We start from the raw sequence: 15,526 nt of genomic DNA on the forward strand, positions 1-15,526 counted from the left end.
AAAAACGATCGAACCTAGCCGTCGCCCCGCGAAGGCGGGGGCCGCTGTCGGTTTACACAATGGCGCTGAATAAGGCCGCTAGCGGCCCCCGCCTTCGCGGGGGCGACGGTTGTGGAATGTCCGCTTTCCACCCCAAAGCCGCCGTTACAGCATATCGGCGCACGCCAATCCGCACCGCCGATACTGCCCTGTCTCCCAAACCCGACTATCCCCTTGGAACGGACGACAAATACGGGCATCGTCGACGAACGGATTTGAACGCGCCGACGTGACGTTCCGATTCCGATGGTCAAGACAGGGGAGCAGCAAGATGACGACGCGTTCGCACCATAAGCCTTTCATAGCCGGGGGCCTCATCCTCACCGGGGCGCTGGCGCTTGCCGGCTGCGCCGGGATGGGCGGGAAGGCGACGAGCACGCTGCCGCCCGCCGACGCCTATGCCCAGCTTACCGATTCGAAGGGTGCCGACCGCGGCCGCGCCGACATCTATCGCGACGCATCGGGCCTGCGCATCGAACTCGTCGCGCGCGGCTTCGGTCCCGGCACTTACGGCATGCACGTCCACGCGGTCGGCCAGTGCACGCCGCCCGACTTCGCGAGCGCGGGCCCGCACTGGAACCCGACCGGCGCGCAGCATGGCCGCGAAAACCCGATGGGCGCGCATCATGGCGACCTGCCCAATCTCGTGATCGAACCCGACCAGATCGGCCGTGCGACCTTGCGTCTCGTCGGATCGCGCTTCGAGGGCGACGGCGGGCTGCTCGACGCCGATGGCGCCGCCTTCGTCATCCACGCCGGGCCCGACGATTACAAGACCGACCCCAGCGGCAACAGCGGCGGCCGCGTCGCCTGCGGCGTGATCGTTCGCGGCGACAGCGAGTAACGCCGCTGCCCGCGCGCCGGCTCTAGGTTCCTGACCCTAGGCTGGCGCGCCCGCCGCGGCCGCGCGCTCGGCGATCGTCGCTTCGGCCTCCGGCACCGCGCGATAGGCATAGAGCAGTAGCGCGACCGCGATCGGCGCGACGCCGATCAGCGACAGGATGCCTGTGCGCAGGTCGCCGACGGGCTTGCCATCCACCATCGTTCCGGCAAGGTCCGAAATCTGCCCGACCAGATAGGGGCCGAACGACAGCCCGACCAGCGTGGTGCCGAGGAAGAAGGCGGCGGTCGCCGTGCCGCGCATCCGCGGCAATACCAGGTCCTGCGTCGTCGCCGCCGCCGCGCCGAGCGCCGCCGCGCCGAACATGCCGGCGAGGAAGTTCATGACATAGAAGAGCGTGCCGTTCGCAGTGGTATAGCCGATCCAGATCGGGACGATCGGCGCGATCACGCCGAACAGGATCATCAGGATGCGCCCGGCGGGGTTGCGCGCGCGCAGCGCGTCGGCGATGCGGCCGCCGATGATCACCCCGACGAAGCCCGCGAGCGCGCCATTGGCGCCGAGGATGAAGGCGAGTTCCTGCTTGGGCAGCCCGAGCACGATTTCGGCATAGGGCGCCGACCAGAAGGCGAGCCCGTACGCCGCGAGCGCAACGAGGCCATAGCCCAGCGTCGTGCAGAGGAACGCCGGGGTCCCCCAGATCAGCCGGAAGGTCGCGGGGTCGTGCGCGCGCAACGTGCAGGCCCAGGAAAAGACCGCATAATAGCCGAGCGCGACCGCCGACCATTGCGGGAAATTGCCGGTCAGCTCGATCATCCACCACGCGAAAGCGGCGATGGCGGCGGCGAAGCCGAGGTTGATCGCCAACGCTGCCGGACCGCGCTTCCACGCTCCCCAGAGCGTCAGTGGCGGCACGATCATCGCCAGATCCTTGCCGAACTCGCGGAACGGGGCGGGCGAGCTCGGGCTCGGGGTGCCGTCCATCGCGCCGCGTACCGGTTCGCGCAGGCTTGCAACCCACAGCGCAAGCAACAGGCCGGGGATGCCGACCGCGAGGAAGGCGGCCTGCCAGCCGACGAGGCCCAGCGGGCCGCCGGCGGGATAGGCGTTGTTCCACGCCTCGACGATCAGCGCGCCGATGAACAGCGACACGCCGCCGCCCAGATAGAGCCCCGACGAATAGATGGCGAGTGCGGTCGCCTTTTGCCGTTTGGGGAAATAGTCCGAGATCAGCGAATAGGCGGTCGGGCTCGCGGTCGCCTCGCCGACGCCGACGCCCATGCGCGCGAGCGTCAGCGTGAGCTGGTTATAGGCGAGGCCTGAAAACGCGGTCATCGCCGACCACAAGGTCAGCCCGATCGACAGCAGCTTGACGCGGTTCCAATTGTCGGCGAGCCGGCCGAGCGGAATGCCGAACAGCGCATAGAAGACCGCGAAGGCCGCGCCGCCGAGGAAGCCCATGTCGCCGTCGGACAGGCCGAGGTCGGCCTTGATGTCGACCGCGAGGATGCTGATGATCTGCCGGTCGATGAAATTGAGGATATAGACGACGACGAGCACCGACAGGACGTACCAACTGTAACCGGTGGCTTTCGGCTCGGCGGCGGCGGGCGCACCCGGCATGTCGTTTTCGCTGGCGGTATCGGCCATCTGGCAACCCTCTCCCTCACCGATTATCTCTTTTGTCGCTCATGGCTAGCAGAGCCGGAGGCGGGCGCAAGTTGAAAGTCGGTTCAACTTTATACGGAGGCAAGTCGAATATGCGTGAAGATGGTGAAATTGCGAAACCCGCGATCCTTTTCCTCTGCCTCGGCAACATTTGCCGCTCGCCACTCGCCGAAGGCGCAGCACGCGCCGCCTTCGCGCGCGCCGGCATCGACGTCACGCTCGATTCGGCAGGCACCGGCGACTGGCACGTCGGCTATGCCCCCGACGACCGCGCGCAGGCCGAGGCTCGCCGTCGCGGCATCGACATTTCGGCGCTGCGCGCGCGGCAACTATCGCCCGACGATTTTTACGGTTTCGATCTGATCCTCGCCGCCGACGAAACGAACCTGCGCGACGCGCGGGCGATCCGTCCGGCCGATGCGACGGCCGACCTCAGGCTGATGCTCGACCTCCTCCCCGGCCGCAAAGGGCAGGGCGTGACCGACCCCTATTATGGCAAGGATGACGGCTTTGCGGCGACATGGGACGACGTCGATGCGATCGCGTCGGCGCTCGTCGCCGAATTTTCGCCCAAGGGGTAGCGCACCACCGGATGATAGCGCGCGCCGCCATGTCCCATCTCGCTTTCGTACAGCGTGACATGGCCGAATTCGAACGATGGGCTCGCAAGATCGCTGTTCAGCGCAAGGAAGGGCTCGACTGCTCCCGACCCCCGGTTCAGCCGCGCCAGCGTTATATGCGGCACGAAGGCGCGCGTTTCGGGTGCGATCCCGACGCGCGTGAGCAACTGATCGACCTTGCGGTGCAGCGCGCCAAGCGGTTCGTGCGGCTCGACTCCCGCCCACAGCATATGCGGGCGCCCCTGCCGTTGGAACAGGTCGACGCCAGCGATCCGCACCGTGACGGCGGGCGCGTAAATCGCGCCGAGCGCCGCCGCGACATCCTCCGCCCGATGGCGGTCGACCTCGCCGATGAAGCGCAGGGTCAGGTGAAGCTGGTCGTCGCTTTGCCAGCGCGCGCCCGAAACGCCGTGCATCGCGGAAATCAGCATTTCGCGGATCGGACGCGGCGGGCGCAGCGCGACGAACAGGCGGTGCGAGGACATGCCGGCAACATAAGCGGCGATCTTCCGCGCCGCGACCCTTGTTTGCACGCGGGACAATAATATTGCTGGAATATTGCTGATGTCCGGTTTCGCTTGAAACGCGCGGGCAAACCCCCGATATTGTCGATACGGCCGGTATGGGCTGGCCAGTTATGGAGATGAAAAATGGCGAATTGGAACGACCCCAATATGGCGGCTTCCGGTTTCGGCGCCGGCGCGAACGCAATGGACCAGGCCGTCGATGCCGGTCTGCGGTCGTACATGCTGTCGGTTTACAATTATATGGGCTCGGGCGTGCTGCTGACCGGCATCGTCGCGATGCTGGCGTTCAACTCGGGCTTTACCGCCTCGATGATCGGCAGCCCGCTGATGTGGGTGGTGATGCTCGCGCCGCTGGCCTTCGTGCTGGTGCTGAGCTTCGGCATCAACAAGCTTTCGACCGGCGCCGCACAGGCGCTGTTCTGGGTCTATGCCGCTGTGATGGGCCTGTCGATGTCGACGATCTTTCTGGCCTTTACCGCAACGTCGATCGCGACAACCTTCTTCGCGACCGCCGCGGCCTTCCTTGGCCTCAGCCTCTATGGCTACACGACCAAGAAGGATCTGTCGGGCTTCGGCACCTTCCTGATCATGGGCGTCGTCGGCATCCTCGTCGCGATGGTCATCAACATGTTCGTGCAGTCGAGTGCGCTCAGCCTTGCGATCAGCGTCATCGGCGTGCTGCTCTTCGCGGGTCTCACCGCCTATGATACGCAGAAGATCAAGAGCATGTACTTCTATGTCCGCGGGACCGACTTTGTCGGCAAGTCGGTGGTCATGGGCGCGCTGACGCTCTATCTCGACTTCGTCAACATGTTCACCTTCCTGCTCAACCTGCTCGGCAGCCGCGAATAAGCGGGCCGGACACGGACGACATCGGCGAGCCCGGCGGAGCGATCCGCCGGGCTCTTTCGTTTTTGGGGAGCGCGCGGGAGCTTTCGTTCGGCCTGCGCGCGCGTGACCGCCGTTCGACGAACGGTGTGTATTGTTCGAACAAAACCCCTTGCCAAGCATGCGCTACAAATGTAGCACGCTACAAATGTAGCGCATGAGGTGATTCGAATGCTGTCCAGTCTGCCCCCACGCGAACGCGAAATCGTCGACATATTGTACGAGCGCGGCGCATCCACGGTCACCGAGATCGGCGACGCGCTCGCCGACCCGTTGTCGGGTTCGGCGATCCGCGCGATGCTGAAGCGGCTTGAGACCAAAGGCTTTGTCGCGCGCGAAGCGTCGGAGCGCGGCTTTGTCTATGCGCCGAGCGTGTCGGACAAGACCGCGCGCAAGTCGGCGCTGAGCCAGGTCGTGCGGGTCTTCTTCAACGGATCGGCGACGAGCGCCGCGGCAGCGCTGCTCGGCATGCAGGACGAGATGACCGGCGACGAGCTCGACGAGCTCGAAAAAATGATTGCCAAGGCACGCGAAGGGAGAGGGTGATGCTGACCACCGCCATGTTGCTGGGCCTCGCCTGGAAATCCGCCGTCGTCGCGGCGCTGACGCTGGCGCTGCTCCGCCTCGCGCGGGCGCGTTCGGCGGGCGAGCGGTCGATGATCGCGCATGCGGGGCTTGCGGCGCTGCTCGCGCTGCCCGCCGCAATCCTGCTGCTGCCGCAATGGGCGCCGCTTCCGGCTAACTGGTTCGCGGCGCCCGCCTCGCTCGCCCTCGAAACACAGGCAACCGGGGGATCGGTGATCGATCCGGCCGCCGCCACGACGTCAGTCCCTGTCGTGGTCGATGGCGCCGGATCGACACCGATCGTCGTCGACTGGAGCGACCTTGCCCCCTTTCTCTATCTTGTCCCGCTCGTCCTGCTGTGCGGAGTGATGGCGCTGGCGGTCGTGCGGCTGTTCGCGATGCGTGGACGCGCCGAGATCCTCGTCGAACGCTCGTGGCTGTCGGCACTCGCCGAGGCGCAGCGGCGGATGGGGTTCAAGCATGGCACCGCGCTTCTGGTCAGCAAGGAGCTGCGTTCGCCGATCAGCTGGGGCGTGCTGCGCCCGACGATCGTGCTGAGCCCGAAAGCCGTCGCGGCGGCGGGCGAGGCCGAGGCGATCATCGCGCACGAACTGGCGCATGTCGCACGGCTCGACTGGGCGAAATTGCTCGGCGCACGCGTCGCCTGCGCGGTCTTCTGGTTCAATCCGCTGGTGTGGATGCTGGCGCGCGAGAGCCATCAATTGCGCGAGGAAGCCGCCGACGATGCGGTGCTGATGGCCGACATCGATGGCCCCGACTATGCGACGCTGCTCGTCGGCGCGGCGCGCCATGACAATCAGGGCGCGCTGCTCGCCGCGCACGGCGTCGCGCCGGGCAAGGACAGCCTGAAACGCCGCATCACGCGCGTTCTCGACGGTAGCCTGCGGCGCGGCCCGGCAAGCGCGAGCTGGATGCTGATGAGCCTTGTGCTGCTCGCCGGCGTCACCGCGCCGCTCGCCGCCTTTTCGGCGACGGCGAAGCCCGAGGCGGCGGCGGGCGTCCACCCTGTCGCCGCCTCGACCACCAGGACGGCGACGACTGTGACGTCGCGGTCGGCAGCGGCCGCCAAGGATGCTGGGGTCGAGGGGGTCGCCACCGCCAACGCGAAGCCGCTGACCGCCGAACAGCTCGTCGGCATGCGCGCGGTCGGCGTGACCCCCGAATATGTCGAGAAAATCCGCGAGAGTGGGGGGTCGATCGACGCCGACGACATCATCTCGGCCAAGGCGAGCGGGATCGACCCCGCCTATATCCGGCAGATGCGCGCCATCATTCCCGGCGCCGATTTCGACGATCTGGTCGGTGCGCGCCACGTCGGGGTCGACGCGGCTTTTGCCCGCGACATGCGCTCGCATTTCCCGGCGGTCGGCATCGATGATCTGATCGCGCTGAAGGCGATGGGGGTCGACTGCGATTTCGTCACCGAGATGCAGCGGTCGGGCGTCAGGATGCGCGATGCCGACGATGCGATCGAATTGCGTGCGGTGGGCGCGTTCCGGCCGAGCGCGAAAGCCCGCCCCCCGGCAACGCCGCGACCGGTCGCAAAGGCGGTGCGCGGCGGCGATGTCGCGGTCCTCGACATGGAACGCGGCGTGATCGAGGCGCGCCGCGCCGACGGCCGCACCGCGCGGATCGAAATGCCGATGACGCCCGAACCCCCGGCGCCGCCGACGGGCCCCGACGATTAGGGTCCTAACGCCCGGACATTCGTCCGAACGCACCGCCGATTGATCGAAACCTTGTTTGAAAAACGCCGCTGCGGCGGCGAGCGATGGCGCTCGCCTGGCGCACGGAGGGAGGAGTGCACCATATGAAGGCCCTGTTTTTTGCTAGCGGCGCCGCGCTGCTGTCGATCCTCGCCTGTTCGGCGCCGACCGCCGCCGCCGATCCGCTGGTGCTGACCGACGTGCGCTGGATCGCCGAGCCCGCGAGCGGGAAGAAGAGCGCCCCGCGCATCCGCATCCAGCACCGCAAGTCGAGCAGCGACCAGAGCTTCGACGGATCGCGACCCTATTTCGCCGGTGCCGAGGCGGCGCTGCGGCGCAAAACACCCGGACCCGTCAGCTTTGAGGTCACGCACGACGCGGGGACGCTGTCGTGCACCGGCACGCTCACGGCCGCCTTCGAAGGGCGGGGCGCGTGCCGCTTTACCTCCGATCCCGCGTTCGAGCGGGCGCTCGGCGAGCGCGGGCTCGCACCCGAGCAGCGCTCGTCGTTGCTCGCGATGCTCCTCGTCGATGCCTCGATCGAGCTGGCCGACGGGCTGACGCGCGAGGGCGTTCGGCCGAAGGACGCCGACGACCTGATCGCCGCCGCCGCGCTCGACGTGCGGCCCGAATATGTGCGCGATCTCAGGTCCGAGGCGCTGGTGCTCACCGATGTCGAGGATGCGATCGCGTGCAAGGCGCTTGGCGTCGATGGCGCCTATGTGCGCGGGCTCGCCGCTGCGGGATACCGCAAGTTGAGCGCCGACGAGGTCGTAAGCATGAAGGCGATGGGCGTGACGGGCGAATATGCGCAGGCGATGAACCGCGCGGCGGGGGGAAAAGCCAAGTGATGCGATGGACCAGCTTCGCGGCGATCGCCACCGCGCTTTCCAACCCGGCGCTGGCGCAGGAAACGCCCGCGCCGAGCGGTGACACCCCGCCGCCCGCTGCGACCGAGGTCGCCCCGACCGCGACCACGCCGGCGCGGCAGGTCTACACCCCGGCCGACTTCGCGCGCTATGCGCCCGTCAACGCCTATGACATGCTGATCCAGGTGCCGGGTTTCCAGATCCGCGACAGCGAGGAGCTGCGCGGGCTGGGGCAGGCGACGGGCAATGTCCTGTTCAACGGCAAGCGGCCGTCGAACAAGGCCGACGACATGTATACCCAGCTGTCGCGTATCCCCGGCGGCAATGTCGAGCGGATCGAGATCGTAGACGGCGCGACGCTCGATATTCCGGGCCTGTCGGGGCAGGTCGCCAACATCGTCTATCGCGCCGACGGTATTTCGGGGCAATTTTCGTGGAAGCCGCAGTTCCGCCCGCATTACACCGACCCGCTGTTCACGCGCGGCGACGTGTCGGTGCGCGGGCGGTCGGGCGAGATCGAATATGAAGCGTCGCTCAACAACGACGATTCGGCGCGGAGCGGCGCGGGCGGCCCGACTTTGATCTATGACGGCGCGGGCAATATCATCGAGCGGCGCAAGGATATCTGGCACACCCATTATGACACGCCGAAGCTTTCGGGGCGCATCACATGGGATCCGGCGGGGGACACCGTCGCCAATCTCGGCGGCCATTATCAGCGCAAATATGATCGCTATTACGAGGACGGCGTGCGCATCGCGCCGGGGCTGCCGGACAGCATCCGCACCGTGCGCGAAAATGCCGACAGCTGGAATTACGAGATCAATGGCGACTACCAGCTCGGGCTCGGACCGGGGAAGCTTAAGCTGATCGGGCTCCGCCGCTTCAGCCACGAACCCTATCGCCAGGAAATCGTGACCACCCCCGAAGGTGGCGTCGCCATCGGCGACCGCTTCATGCAGACGGGCGACCTCGGCGAGACGATCGGGCGCGGCGAATATCAGTGGAAGATGTTCGGCGGCGACTGGCAGCTCTCGGGCGAAGCGGCGTTCAACACGCTCGACAACGTCGCGTCGCTCGCGGTGCTCGATCCCTCCGGCGATTTCGTCGATATTCCGTTCGAGGGCGGCACCGGCGGGGTGAGCGAGGATCGCTATGAAGGACTTTTGAGCTTCGGCCGCAAGCTGACCGACAAGCTCAATTTCCAGATCATCGCGGGCGCCGAGCATTCGACGATCACCCAGACCGGCGTGAATGGCCTCACCCGCAGCTTCTTCCGCCCCAAGGGGTCGATTTCGCTCGCCTGGGCGCCTTCGGCCGATTTCGACATATCGGTGAAGCTCCGGCGGCGGGTGCTTCAGCTGTCCTTCTATGACTTTCTCGCGCGCGCCTTTCTGAACGACGGCAACCAGAATGCGAGCAACAATGACCTGCGCCCTCAGCAGGACTGGACCTATGAGGGCGAGATCAACAAGAAGTTCGGTCCGTGGGGGTCGACCAAGCTGATCTTCATCTATCGCGACGTCGAGGATCGCGTCGACGTGATCCCGATCGGCGAGAACGGCGAGGCGGTCGGCAATATCGCGAAGGCGAGGGCGGGCGCGATCGACTGGACCTCGACCATCAACCTCGACCCTGCGGGGCTGAAGGGGGTACGGCTCAACACGCGCGTGCTGTTGCAGAAGAGCTCGCTGCGCGATCCCTTTACCGGCGAAAAGCGGCAGTGGAGCGGCTTCACCGACACCGTCGTCGAGCTGGGCCTGCGTCACGATATTCCCGCGAGCGACTGGGCGTGGGGCGGCGACCTCGAATATTCGCATTACCAGCCAAATTATCGCCGCAACCAGACCGACAAGGTCTGGGAAGGGCCGGTGTGGGCGTCGCTGTTTGTCGAGAACAAGGATGTGTTTGGCCTGACCGTCCGCGCGCAGGTTTCGAACATCGTCAATGCGCGTTCGAGGCGCGACCGCACCGTCTATACAGGGGTGCGCGGCGACAGCCCGATTTCCTTCATCGAACAGCGCGACCGGTTGATCGGGCCGATCTTTGTCTTTTCGGTGCGCGGGACATTCTGACGCGTTAGGAGCTCCCGGTGACGAAGCGACGCATCAAAATCTATTTCGACGGCGGATGCCGGCCCAATCCGGGAAAGATGGAAACCGCCGTCGTGACCGGCGGTGCGGCCATCGTCGTGCGCGATGCGGGGATCGGCAGCAGCCAGGACGCTGAATGGCTGGCGCTGATCGCGGCGCTGCGGCTCGCGCAGGACATGGAGCTCGCTCATTATATCCTGCTCGGCGATGCCGCGGCGGTGATCGAGCAGGCGAACGGCATCGTGCGCGCACGCGGCGAAGCGGCCGAGCATCTCGCCGCCTTTCGGGCGCTGGCCGGCGACGGGCCGATGCCTGCGGTGCGCCATATCAAACGTACGCAGAATCTCGCGGGGATCGCGCTGGCGCGGGGGCGGTAGCGCCCAGAAGGGCTGTCCAACACCCAAACCAGTTGTTAAGCGACGCGCGCCTATCCTGGGCGGACTTAAAGGAAGCCGAGCGCGTTGAAGCCGACCCATCCCTTGCCCGTTCACCACAGCTGGCCGCTGTACGAACGCGCGCGCTTTTTCGAATTGGGACAGCTGCACCGCTGCGAAACGCTCGACCCGATTCCCGACGTCGTCGATGTCGCGGCGCGGCTGGCGCCCGGGCGCGTCCGCGTCGGGCAATGGGAATGCGACCTCACCGATAACGACCGGCTGAGCTGGTCGGACGAAGTCTATGACATTTTCGGCATTCCGCGCGGCGCCGCCGTCGCGCGCGCCGAAGCGGTGGCGCTTTATGCCGAGGGGTCGCGCGCGGTGATGGAGAAGCTCCGCGCCTATGCGATCAAGCATCGGCGCGGCTTCACGCTCGACGTCGAAATCTGTCCCGCAGAGGCGCCGCGCCGCTGGATGCGGCTGATCGCAGCCCCGGTGTGCGAGGGCGATCGGATCGTCAGGCTGCAGGGCCTCAAATTGCTCGTTCCGGACTCGGCTGGCCCCGAATTTTGAACCGTTCGATCAACCGAGCCTGAGAAACAACCGTTCTGGCAGTATTGGCGGCGGCTTTCGTTGACGCGTCGGCGGCTTCGACGCAGTCGATCATCGGACCAGACGTTGTGGGCGCCGAAGGGCCGGCACGCCTGATTCTTCCGTTCATTTCCGAAGGCATTTGCCCCGCATATGAAGTTTTTTAATCGGTTTGCGTCGGCCGCGCACAATATGGCCATCGACCTGGGTACCGTGAATACCGTCGTCTATGTGCGCGACAAGGGCATCGTTCTCAACGAACCGTCGGTCGTGGCGCTGGAAACGCGCGACGGCATCCGCCGGGTCAAGGTCGTCGGCAACGAAGCCAAGCCGATGATGGGCAAGACCCCCGACAATATCCAGGCGATCCGCCCCTTGCGCGACGGGGTGATCGCCGACATCGACGTCGCCGAACAGATGCTCAAGCATTTCATGGACAAGGCGCAGGGCGGGCCGAGCCGTTTCGTCCAGCGCAGCCATGTCGTGATTTGCGTGCCGTCGGGATCGACGATGGTCGAGCGCCGCGCGATCCGCGATGCGGCGAGCAACGCGGGCGCGGCATCGGTGCAACTGATCGAGGAATCGCTTGCCGCCGCAATCGGCGCCGGGCTACAGGTCGCCGAGCCCAGAGGGGCCATGGTCGTCGACATCGGCGGCGGCACCACCGAGGTCGCGATACTGTCGCTCAGCGGCATCGCCTACAGCAATTCGGTGCGCGTCGGCGGCGACAAGATGGACGACATGATTTCGTCGTTCATCCGCCGCAAGCATAATCTGATGGTGGGCGAAATGACCGCCGAGCGCGTCAAGCTGACGATCGGCTGCGCGACGCCGCCGACGGGCGACGGCATGGTCATGGGGGTCAAGGGTCGCGACCTGGTGACCGGGCGCCCGGCCGAGGTGCGCGTGACCGAAGCCGAAATCGCCGAAGCGCTCGCCGAACCGGTCGGACAGATCGTCGGCGCGGTGCGCGCGGCGCTCGAACAGACGCCGCCCGAACTGTCGGCCGACATCATCGACGAAGGCATCACGCTGACCGGCGGCGGCGCGCTGCTGCGCCGCATGGACGAAGCGATCGCGCGCGCGACCGGGCTGCCCGTCGTGGTCGCCGACGACGCGCTGATCTGCGTTGCGATGGGCGCGGGGCGCGCGTTCGAGGACCGCACCTATCATGGCGTGCTGATTGCCGCCTGACGCGGGTCAGGCGTAAGCGTCGATCGCGGCGAGGTGCTTCGCCTTATCGGCGTCGTCGAGGAACGAGCCGGCGAAGCTGTTGCGCGCGAGCGCGAGGAGTTCGCCCTTCGACAGGTCAAGCGCGTCGGCAACCGCCTGATAATTGGCGTTCACATAGCCGCCGAAATAGCTGGGATCATCGCTGTTCACGGTGGCCTTGAGGCCCGCGTCGAGCATGGTTTTCAGCGGATGGGCGGCGATGTCGTCGACGACGCAGAGCTTGAGGTTCGAGAGCGGGCAAACGGTGAGGGCCATGCCCTCGGCGGCGAGGCGCGCGACGAGCGCAGGGTCTTCGAGGCTGCGGTTGCCATGGTCGATGCGGTCGACCTTCAAGAGGTCGAGCGCTTCGCGAACATAGTCGGGCGGTCCCTCCTCGCCGGCGTGCGCGACGATCTTGAGGCCCAGTCTCTTCGCGCGCGCGAAGACACGTTCGAATTTCGACGGCGGATGCCCGACTTCGGACGAGTCGAGCCCGACGCCGTCGATGCGGTCCAGATACGGCAGCGCCGCGTCGAGCGTCGCTTCGGCCTCGGCTTCGCTGAGGTGGCGGAGGAAGCACATGATGAGCTTCGACGTCATGCCGTAACCGGCTTCGGCATCGTCGAGCGCGCGCGTGATGCCGGTGATGACGGTTTCAAACGCAACGCCACGCTCCGTATGCCCCTGCGGATCGAAGAAAATCTCGACGTGCCGGACATTGTCGGCGTTGGCTTGCGCGAGGTAGGCGGCGGTCAGGTCGTAAAAATCCTGCTCGCGGTGGAGCACGTCCATGCCCTGGTAATAGATATCGAGAAAATCCTGGAGGTTCGAAAAGGCATAGGCAGCGCGTACCTCCTCGACGCTGGCAAAGGGCATGGCGACCTGGTTGCGCTGCGCCAGCTCGAACATCAGTTCGGGTTCGAGCGAGCCTTCGATATGCAGGTGAAGCTCCGCCTTTGGCAGGCGGGCGATGAAGGCGGCGCGATCCGCGCGTGAAGCGAAACCGTCAGGCACCGGGCGCGTTCTCCTCCTGCCCGAGGATGATCGCCGCCTCGGGCTTGTGGCGGCGGATTTCCTCGACCGTCAGCCCGTCGATCTCGTGCGGGAAGATCAGCCACCGGTCGGTCTCATGGACGAAGAAATCGGGGCGGAGGTCGGTGACGTTGCGTCCCGGCTTGAACCAGACAGTCGCGATGCGAATGTCGCGCGGCATGTTGTGGCGGCAGCGCGCCCTGAGTTCGGCGATAAAGGCACGAATGCTGCGGCCGCTATCGAAGACATCGTCGATGATGAGCAGGCGGTCGTCGGGGTTCAGCGTGTCGATCAGATAGCCCAATGCGAAGACCTTTACCTGCGGATCCTGTTGGTCGATGCCTTTATAGGAAGAGGTTCGGATCGCGATATGGTCGCAGTGGTGGCCGTGGTAGTCGAGCAGTTCCTGCACCGCGATCCCGACCGGCGCGCCACCGCGCCAGATGCCGACGAGGTGGGTCGGCTGGAAGCCACTGTCGATGACCTGCATCCCGAGACGCAGCGAGTCGGCGAGCAGTTCGTTCGCGCTGATGAAGATTTTCTCGGCGGTCATATAAAGCGGAGTAATCCTCCGGGCGGGACGTCGCAAGATGGAGCGGCTTCGGGGCGGGGAGGAGACGCTAGCTCTTGATCGTCACCCCCGCGAAAGCGGCGGGCCGTTAGCGACCCTGCTCGGCGAAGTTGCGTAAGACGACCGCCGCCCGGCCTTCGCGGCGGCGACGGCTGTTATCGGCCGTCAGCCGCCTTCAAGCCATCACGCGCTACTTCCGCGCCGCAGCACTCTTGTCGCGGATCGCCTTGAATTCGCTGCCGGCCTTCCAGCCCGGCCAGCGCGCCGTGCGCGCGAGTTCGTCACCGATCCGGTAGAAAACATCGATATCCTGAACCGCTCCCTCGAGGTTCCAGTCGGGACCCCAGGCGTCGCACGCCTGATGATAGCATTTGCCCGTATAGGCATCGACCCACGCCTGCCCCGCTTGCTTGCCGCCATCGACAAGGTCGGACGCGCCCGCAATGCCCATCATCAACAGGACGGGGACACCCCGCTTGGCGAGGCTGAAATGGTCGGCGCGATAGAAGAGGCCGCGTTCGGGAAGGCTCTCGACGCTGACCGTGCGGCTCTGCGTCGCGGCGACGCGCGCGAGATCGTCTTCGAGCGTGCCTTGCCCCTTGCCGACCAGGACGACGTCCTTGGCACGGCCGGCGGTCTGAAGGATGTCGAGGCCGAGATTGGCGACGGTCTTTTCGAGCGGGAAGATCGGCTGCGCGGCATAGGCTTCGGACCCCAGCAGACCGCGCTCTTCGGCGGTCCAGAAAGCGAAGGCGACCGTGCGGTCGGGCGGCGGCGCGGCCTTGAACAGCCGGGCGATCTCGAACAGCCCCGCGACGCCGAGCGCATCGTCGTTGGCGCCCGCGCGATAGATGCGGCCCTGCGCATCGGGCGGACCCTCTCCATAGGCGTCCCAGTGCGCGCCATAGATCACCACCTCGTCGGGGCGTTTCGCGCCCGATATCTTGGCGAGCACATTCTGGCTCTGCACCACCTCCTGCGTCACGGGGATCGCGGCGTCGAAGCCGGTGCCGAGATCGACGGGCCTGAAATCCTTGCGGCGTGCCGCGACGCGTAATTTCGCCAGATCCTGCCCGGCGTCTGCGAACATCTTTGTCGCCATTTCGCCCGAGATCCAGCCCTGCAGCGCGAGGCTCGTCACCTTGTCGGGCGGCACGACGAGGCCGTAATTTTCGCCGCCGGCGCTTTTGACGACATTCCAGCCATAGCCGACACCCTCGGCATCGTGGACGATCAGCGCCGCGACCGCCCCGCGGCGCGCGGCTTCCTCGAACTTGTAGGTCCAACGGCCGTAATAGGTCATCGTGCGGCCGCCGAATTTGCCGAACGGATCCTCGCCCTTCGCCGCGACGAAATCGGGGTCGTTGATCAGGAAGACCGCGACCTTGCCTTTCAAATCCTGCCCCTTGAAATCGTCCCAGCCGCGTTCGGGGGCGCTGACACCATAGCCGACGAACACCATCGGCGCGTTCGCGACGACCGCCTTATCCTTGGGCTGGAGCGTCGAGACATAGATGTCGGTGCCGAAAGTCAGCGACGTCGCGGCGCCCTTGCGGTCGAAGGCGAGCGTTTCCGGCGTGCCAAGGCGCGTGTGGAGCAGCGGCACGGGCTGGGTCCAGCCGCCGTCGACCCCCGCGGGTTCGAGCCCCATCGCCTCCAGCCGCCCGATGAGATAGCCGATCGTACGCTCCTCGCCGACCGTGCCGGGGGCGCGGCCCTGAAACTGGTCGGACGCGAGCGTGCGGACGGTTTCGGTCAGGTTGGCGGCGTCGATCCCCGTTTGCGCCGAGGCCGGTGCGGCGAAGGCAGTCGAGAGAAGGAGGGCGGCAGCAAGGTGCGTTTTCATGAGGCGTTCCGGTTTGGCAGCGGTCGAGGCGGTTCGAAACCCGGGTCTTAGCACGGCGACG

General features: G+C 66.2%; 15 protein-coding genes. 10 read left to right on the plus strand and 5 right to left on the minus strand.

Annotation, left to right across the window (positions count from 1 at the left end; all coding sequences use genetic code 11):
* Nucleotides 1-310 precede the first annotated feature (310 nt).
* Nucleotides 311-883: a superoxide dismutase family protein gene (locus tag E5675_RS03535; RefSeq protein WP_247594766.1), complete on the plus strand. Its 573-nt coding sequence runs from the start codon at nt 311-313 to the stop codon at nt 881-883.
* A 36-nt stretch (nt 884-919) separates the two neighbouring features.
* Here E5675_RS03535 and E5675_RS03540 read toward each other — a convergent pair whose 3' ends face one another.
* The gene (locus tag E5675_RS03540; RefSeq protein ID WP_136173367.1) at nt 920-2,530 is read right to left on the minus strand and encodes an MFS transporter; all 1,611 of its coding nucleotides are present in this window, start codon (nt 2,528-2,530) and stop codon (nt 920-922) included.
* Between the two features lie 110 nt (nt 2,531-2,640).
* Between E5675_RS03540 and E5675_RS03545 the strand changes: the two genes are divergently transcribed.
* Complete coding sequence (locus E5675_RS03545) at nt 2,641-3,129, plus strand: low molecular weight protein-tyrosine-phosphatase (RefSeq protein WP_136173368.1); 489 nt, start codon at nt 2,641-2,643, stop codon at nt 3,127-3,129.
* Here E5675_RS03545 and thpR read toward each other — a convergent pair.
* Nucleotides 3,039-3,653, minus strand: a complete 615-nt coding sequence (thpR, locus tag E5675_RS03550; protein ID WP_136173369.1) for an RNA 2',3'-cyclic phosphodiesterase — start codon at nt 3,651-3,653, stop codon at nt 3,039-3,041. The genes E5675_RS03545 and thpR overlap by 91 nt on opposite strands.
* 165 nt (nt 3,654-3,818) lie before the next feature.
* Between thpR and E5675_RS03555 the strand changes: the two genes are divergently transcribed.
* The 8 genes from E5675_RS03555 to E5675_RS03590 all read left to right on the plus strand — a co-directional run bounded on the left by E5675_RS03555 (nt 3,819) and on the right by E5675_RS03590 (nt 11,998).
* Nucleotides 3,819-4,547 (plus strand): Bax inhibitor-1/YccA family protein, encoded by a 729-nt coding sequence (locus E5675_RS03555; RefSeq protein WP_136173370.1) that lies wholly within the window; start codon nt 3,819-3,821, stop codon nt 4,545-4,547.
* Nucleotides 4,548-4,754: 207 nt separating this feature from the next.
* The gene (locus E5675_RS03560) at nt 4,755-5,129 is read left to right on the plus strand and encodes a BlaI/MecI/CopY family transcriptional regulator (protein ID WP_136173371.1); all 375 of its coding nucleotides are present in this window, start codon (nt 4,755-4,757) and stop codon (nt 5,127-5,129) included.
* Nucleotides 5,129-6,856: a M56 family metallopeptidase gene (locus E5675_RS03565; protein ID WP_136173372.1), complete on the plus strand. Its 1,728-nt coding sequence runs from the start codon at nt 5,129-5,131 to the stop codon at nt 6,854-6,856. Before E5675_RS03560 ends, E5675_RS03565 begins: the two co-directional genes overlap by 1 nt.
* A gap of 122 nt (nt 6,857-6,978) precedes the next feature.
* Entirely contained in the window at nt 6,979-7,725 is a 747-nt protein-coding gene (locus tag E5675_RS03570) for a hypothetical protein (protein WP_136173373.1), read from the plus strand.
* Complete coding sequence (locus tag E5675_RS03575) at nt 7,725-9,818, plus strand: TonB-dependent receptor plug domain-containing protein (RefSeq protein ID WP_136176318.1); 2,094 nt, start codon at nt 7,725-7,727, stop codon at nt 9,816-9,818. Before E5675_RS03570 ends, E5675_RS03575 begins: the two co-directional genes overlap by 1 nt.
* A gap of 17 nt (nt 9,819-9,835) precedes the next feature.
* Nucleotides 9,836-10,213 (plus strand): reverse transcriptase-like protein, encoded by a 378-nt coding sequence (locus E5675_RS03580; RefSeq protein ID WP_247594767.1) that lies wholly within the window; start codon nt 9,836-9,838, stop codon nt 10,211-10,213.
* Between the two features lie 84 nt (nt 10,214-10,297).
* Complete coding sequence (locus tag E5675_RS03585; RefSeq protein WP_136173374.1) at nt 10,298-10,786, plus strand: hypothetical protein; 489 nt, start codon at nt 10,298-10,300, stop codon at nt 10,784-10,786.
* Nucleotides 10,787-10,957: 171 nt separating this feature from the next.
* Nucleotides 10,958-11,998 carry a rod shape-determining protein gene (locus tag E5675_RS03590; RefSeq protein WP_136173375.1) on the plus strand — a complete coding sequence of 347 codons (1,041 nt, stop codon included), beginning with the start codon at nt 10,958-10,960 and terminating at the stop codon, nt 11,996-11,998.
* Between the two features lie 6 nt (nt 11,999-12,004).
* On the opposite strand, the gene E5675_RS03595 is transcribed toward E5675_RS03590, so the two are convergent.
* From E5675_RS03595 to E5675_RS03605, 3 genes are all read right to left on the minus strand, one after another.
* Entirely contained in the window at nt 12,005-13,030 is a 1,026-nt protein-coding gene (locus tag E5675_RS03595) for an adenosine deaminase (RefSeq protein WP_136173376.1), read from the minus strand.
* Entirely contained in the window at nt 13,023-13,601 is a 579-nt protein-coding gene (locus E5675_RS03600; RefSeq protein ID WP_136173377.1) for a phosphoribosyltransferase family protein, read from the minus strand. The genes E5675_RS03595 and E5675_RS03600 overlap by 8 nt, the downstream gene beginning before the upstream one ends.
* Before the next feature lie 208 nt (nt 13,602-13,809).
* Nucleotides 13,810-15,465, minus strand: coding sequence for a M20/M25/M40 family metallo-hydrolase (locus E5675_RS03605; protein ID WP_136173378.1), 1,656 nt, complete (start codon nt 15,463-15,465; stop codon nt 13,810-13,812).
* Between the last annotated feature and the right edge of the window lie 61 nt (nt 15,466-15,526).

This window comes from Sphingopyxis sp. PAMC25046, from assembly GCF_004795895.1.
Taxonomy (GTDB): domain Bacteria; phylum Pseudomonadota; class Alphaproteobacteria; order Sphingomonadales; family Sphingomonadaceae; genus Sphingopyxis.

Excerpts from the sequence above, each read along its gene's own strand:
- E5675_RS03590 (WP_136173375.1), top strand. The coding sequence starts at position 10,958 with ATGAAGTTTTTTAATCGGTTTGCGTCGGCCGCGCACAATATGGCCATC.
- E5675_RS03545 (WP_136173368.1), top strand. The coding sequence starts at position 2,641 with ATGCGTGAAGATGGTGAAATTGCGAAACCCGCGATCCTTTTCCTCTGC.
- thpR (WP_136173369.1), bottom strand. The coding sequence starts at position 3,653 with ATGTCCTCGCACCGCCTGTTCGTCGCGCTGCGCCCGCCGCGTCCGATC.
- E5675_RS03575 (WP_136176318.1), top strand. The coding sequence starts at position 7,725 with ATGCGATGGACCAGCTTCGCGGCGATCGCCACCGCGCTTTCCAACCCG.
- E5675_RS03605 (WP_136173378.1), bottom strand. The coding sequence starts at position 15,465 with ATGAAAACGCACCTTGCTGCCGCCCTCCTTCTCTCGACTGCCTTCGCC.
- E5675_RS03555 (WP_136173370.1), top strand. The coding sequence starts at position 3,819 with ATGGCGAATTGGAACGACCCCAATATGGCGGCTTCCGGTTTCGGCGCC.
- E5675_RS03540 (WP_136173367.1), bottom strand. The coding sequence starts at position 2,530 with ATGGCCGATACCGCCAGCGAAAACGACATGCCGGGTGCGCCCGCCGCC.
- E5675_RS03600 (WP_136173377.1), bottom strand. The coding sequence starts at position 13,601 with ATGACCGCCGAGAAAATCTTCATCAGCGCGAACGAACTGCTCGCCGAC.
- E5675_RS03560 (WP_136173371.1), top strand. The coding sequence starts at position 4,755 with ATGCTGTCCAGTCTGCCCCCACGCGAACGCGAAATCGTCGACATATTG.
- E5675_RS03570 (WP_136173373.1), top strand. The coding sequence starts at position 6,979 with ATGAAGGCCCTGTTTTTTGCTAGCGGCGCCGCGCTGCTGTCGATCCTC.
- E5675_RS03535 (WP_247594766.1), top strand. The coding sequence starts at position 311 with ATGACGACGCGTTCGCACCATAAGCCTTTCATAGCCGGGGGCCTCATC.
- E5675_RS03565 (WP_136173372.1), top strand. The coding sequence starts at position 5,129 with ATGCTGACCACCGCCATGTTGCTGGGCCTCGCCTGGAAATCCGCCGTC.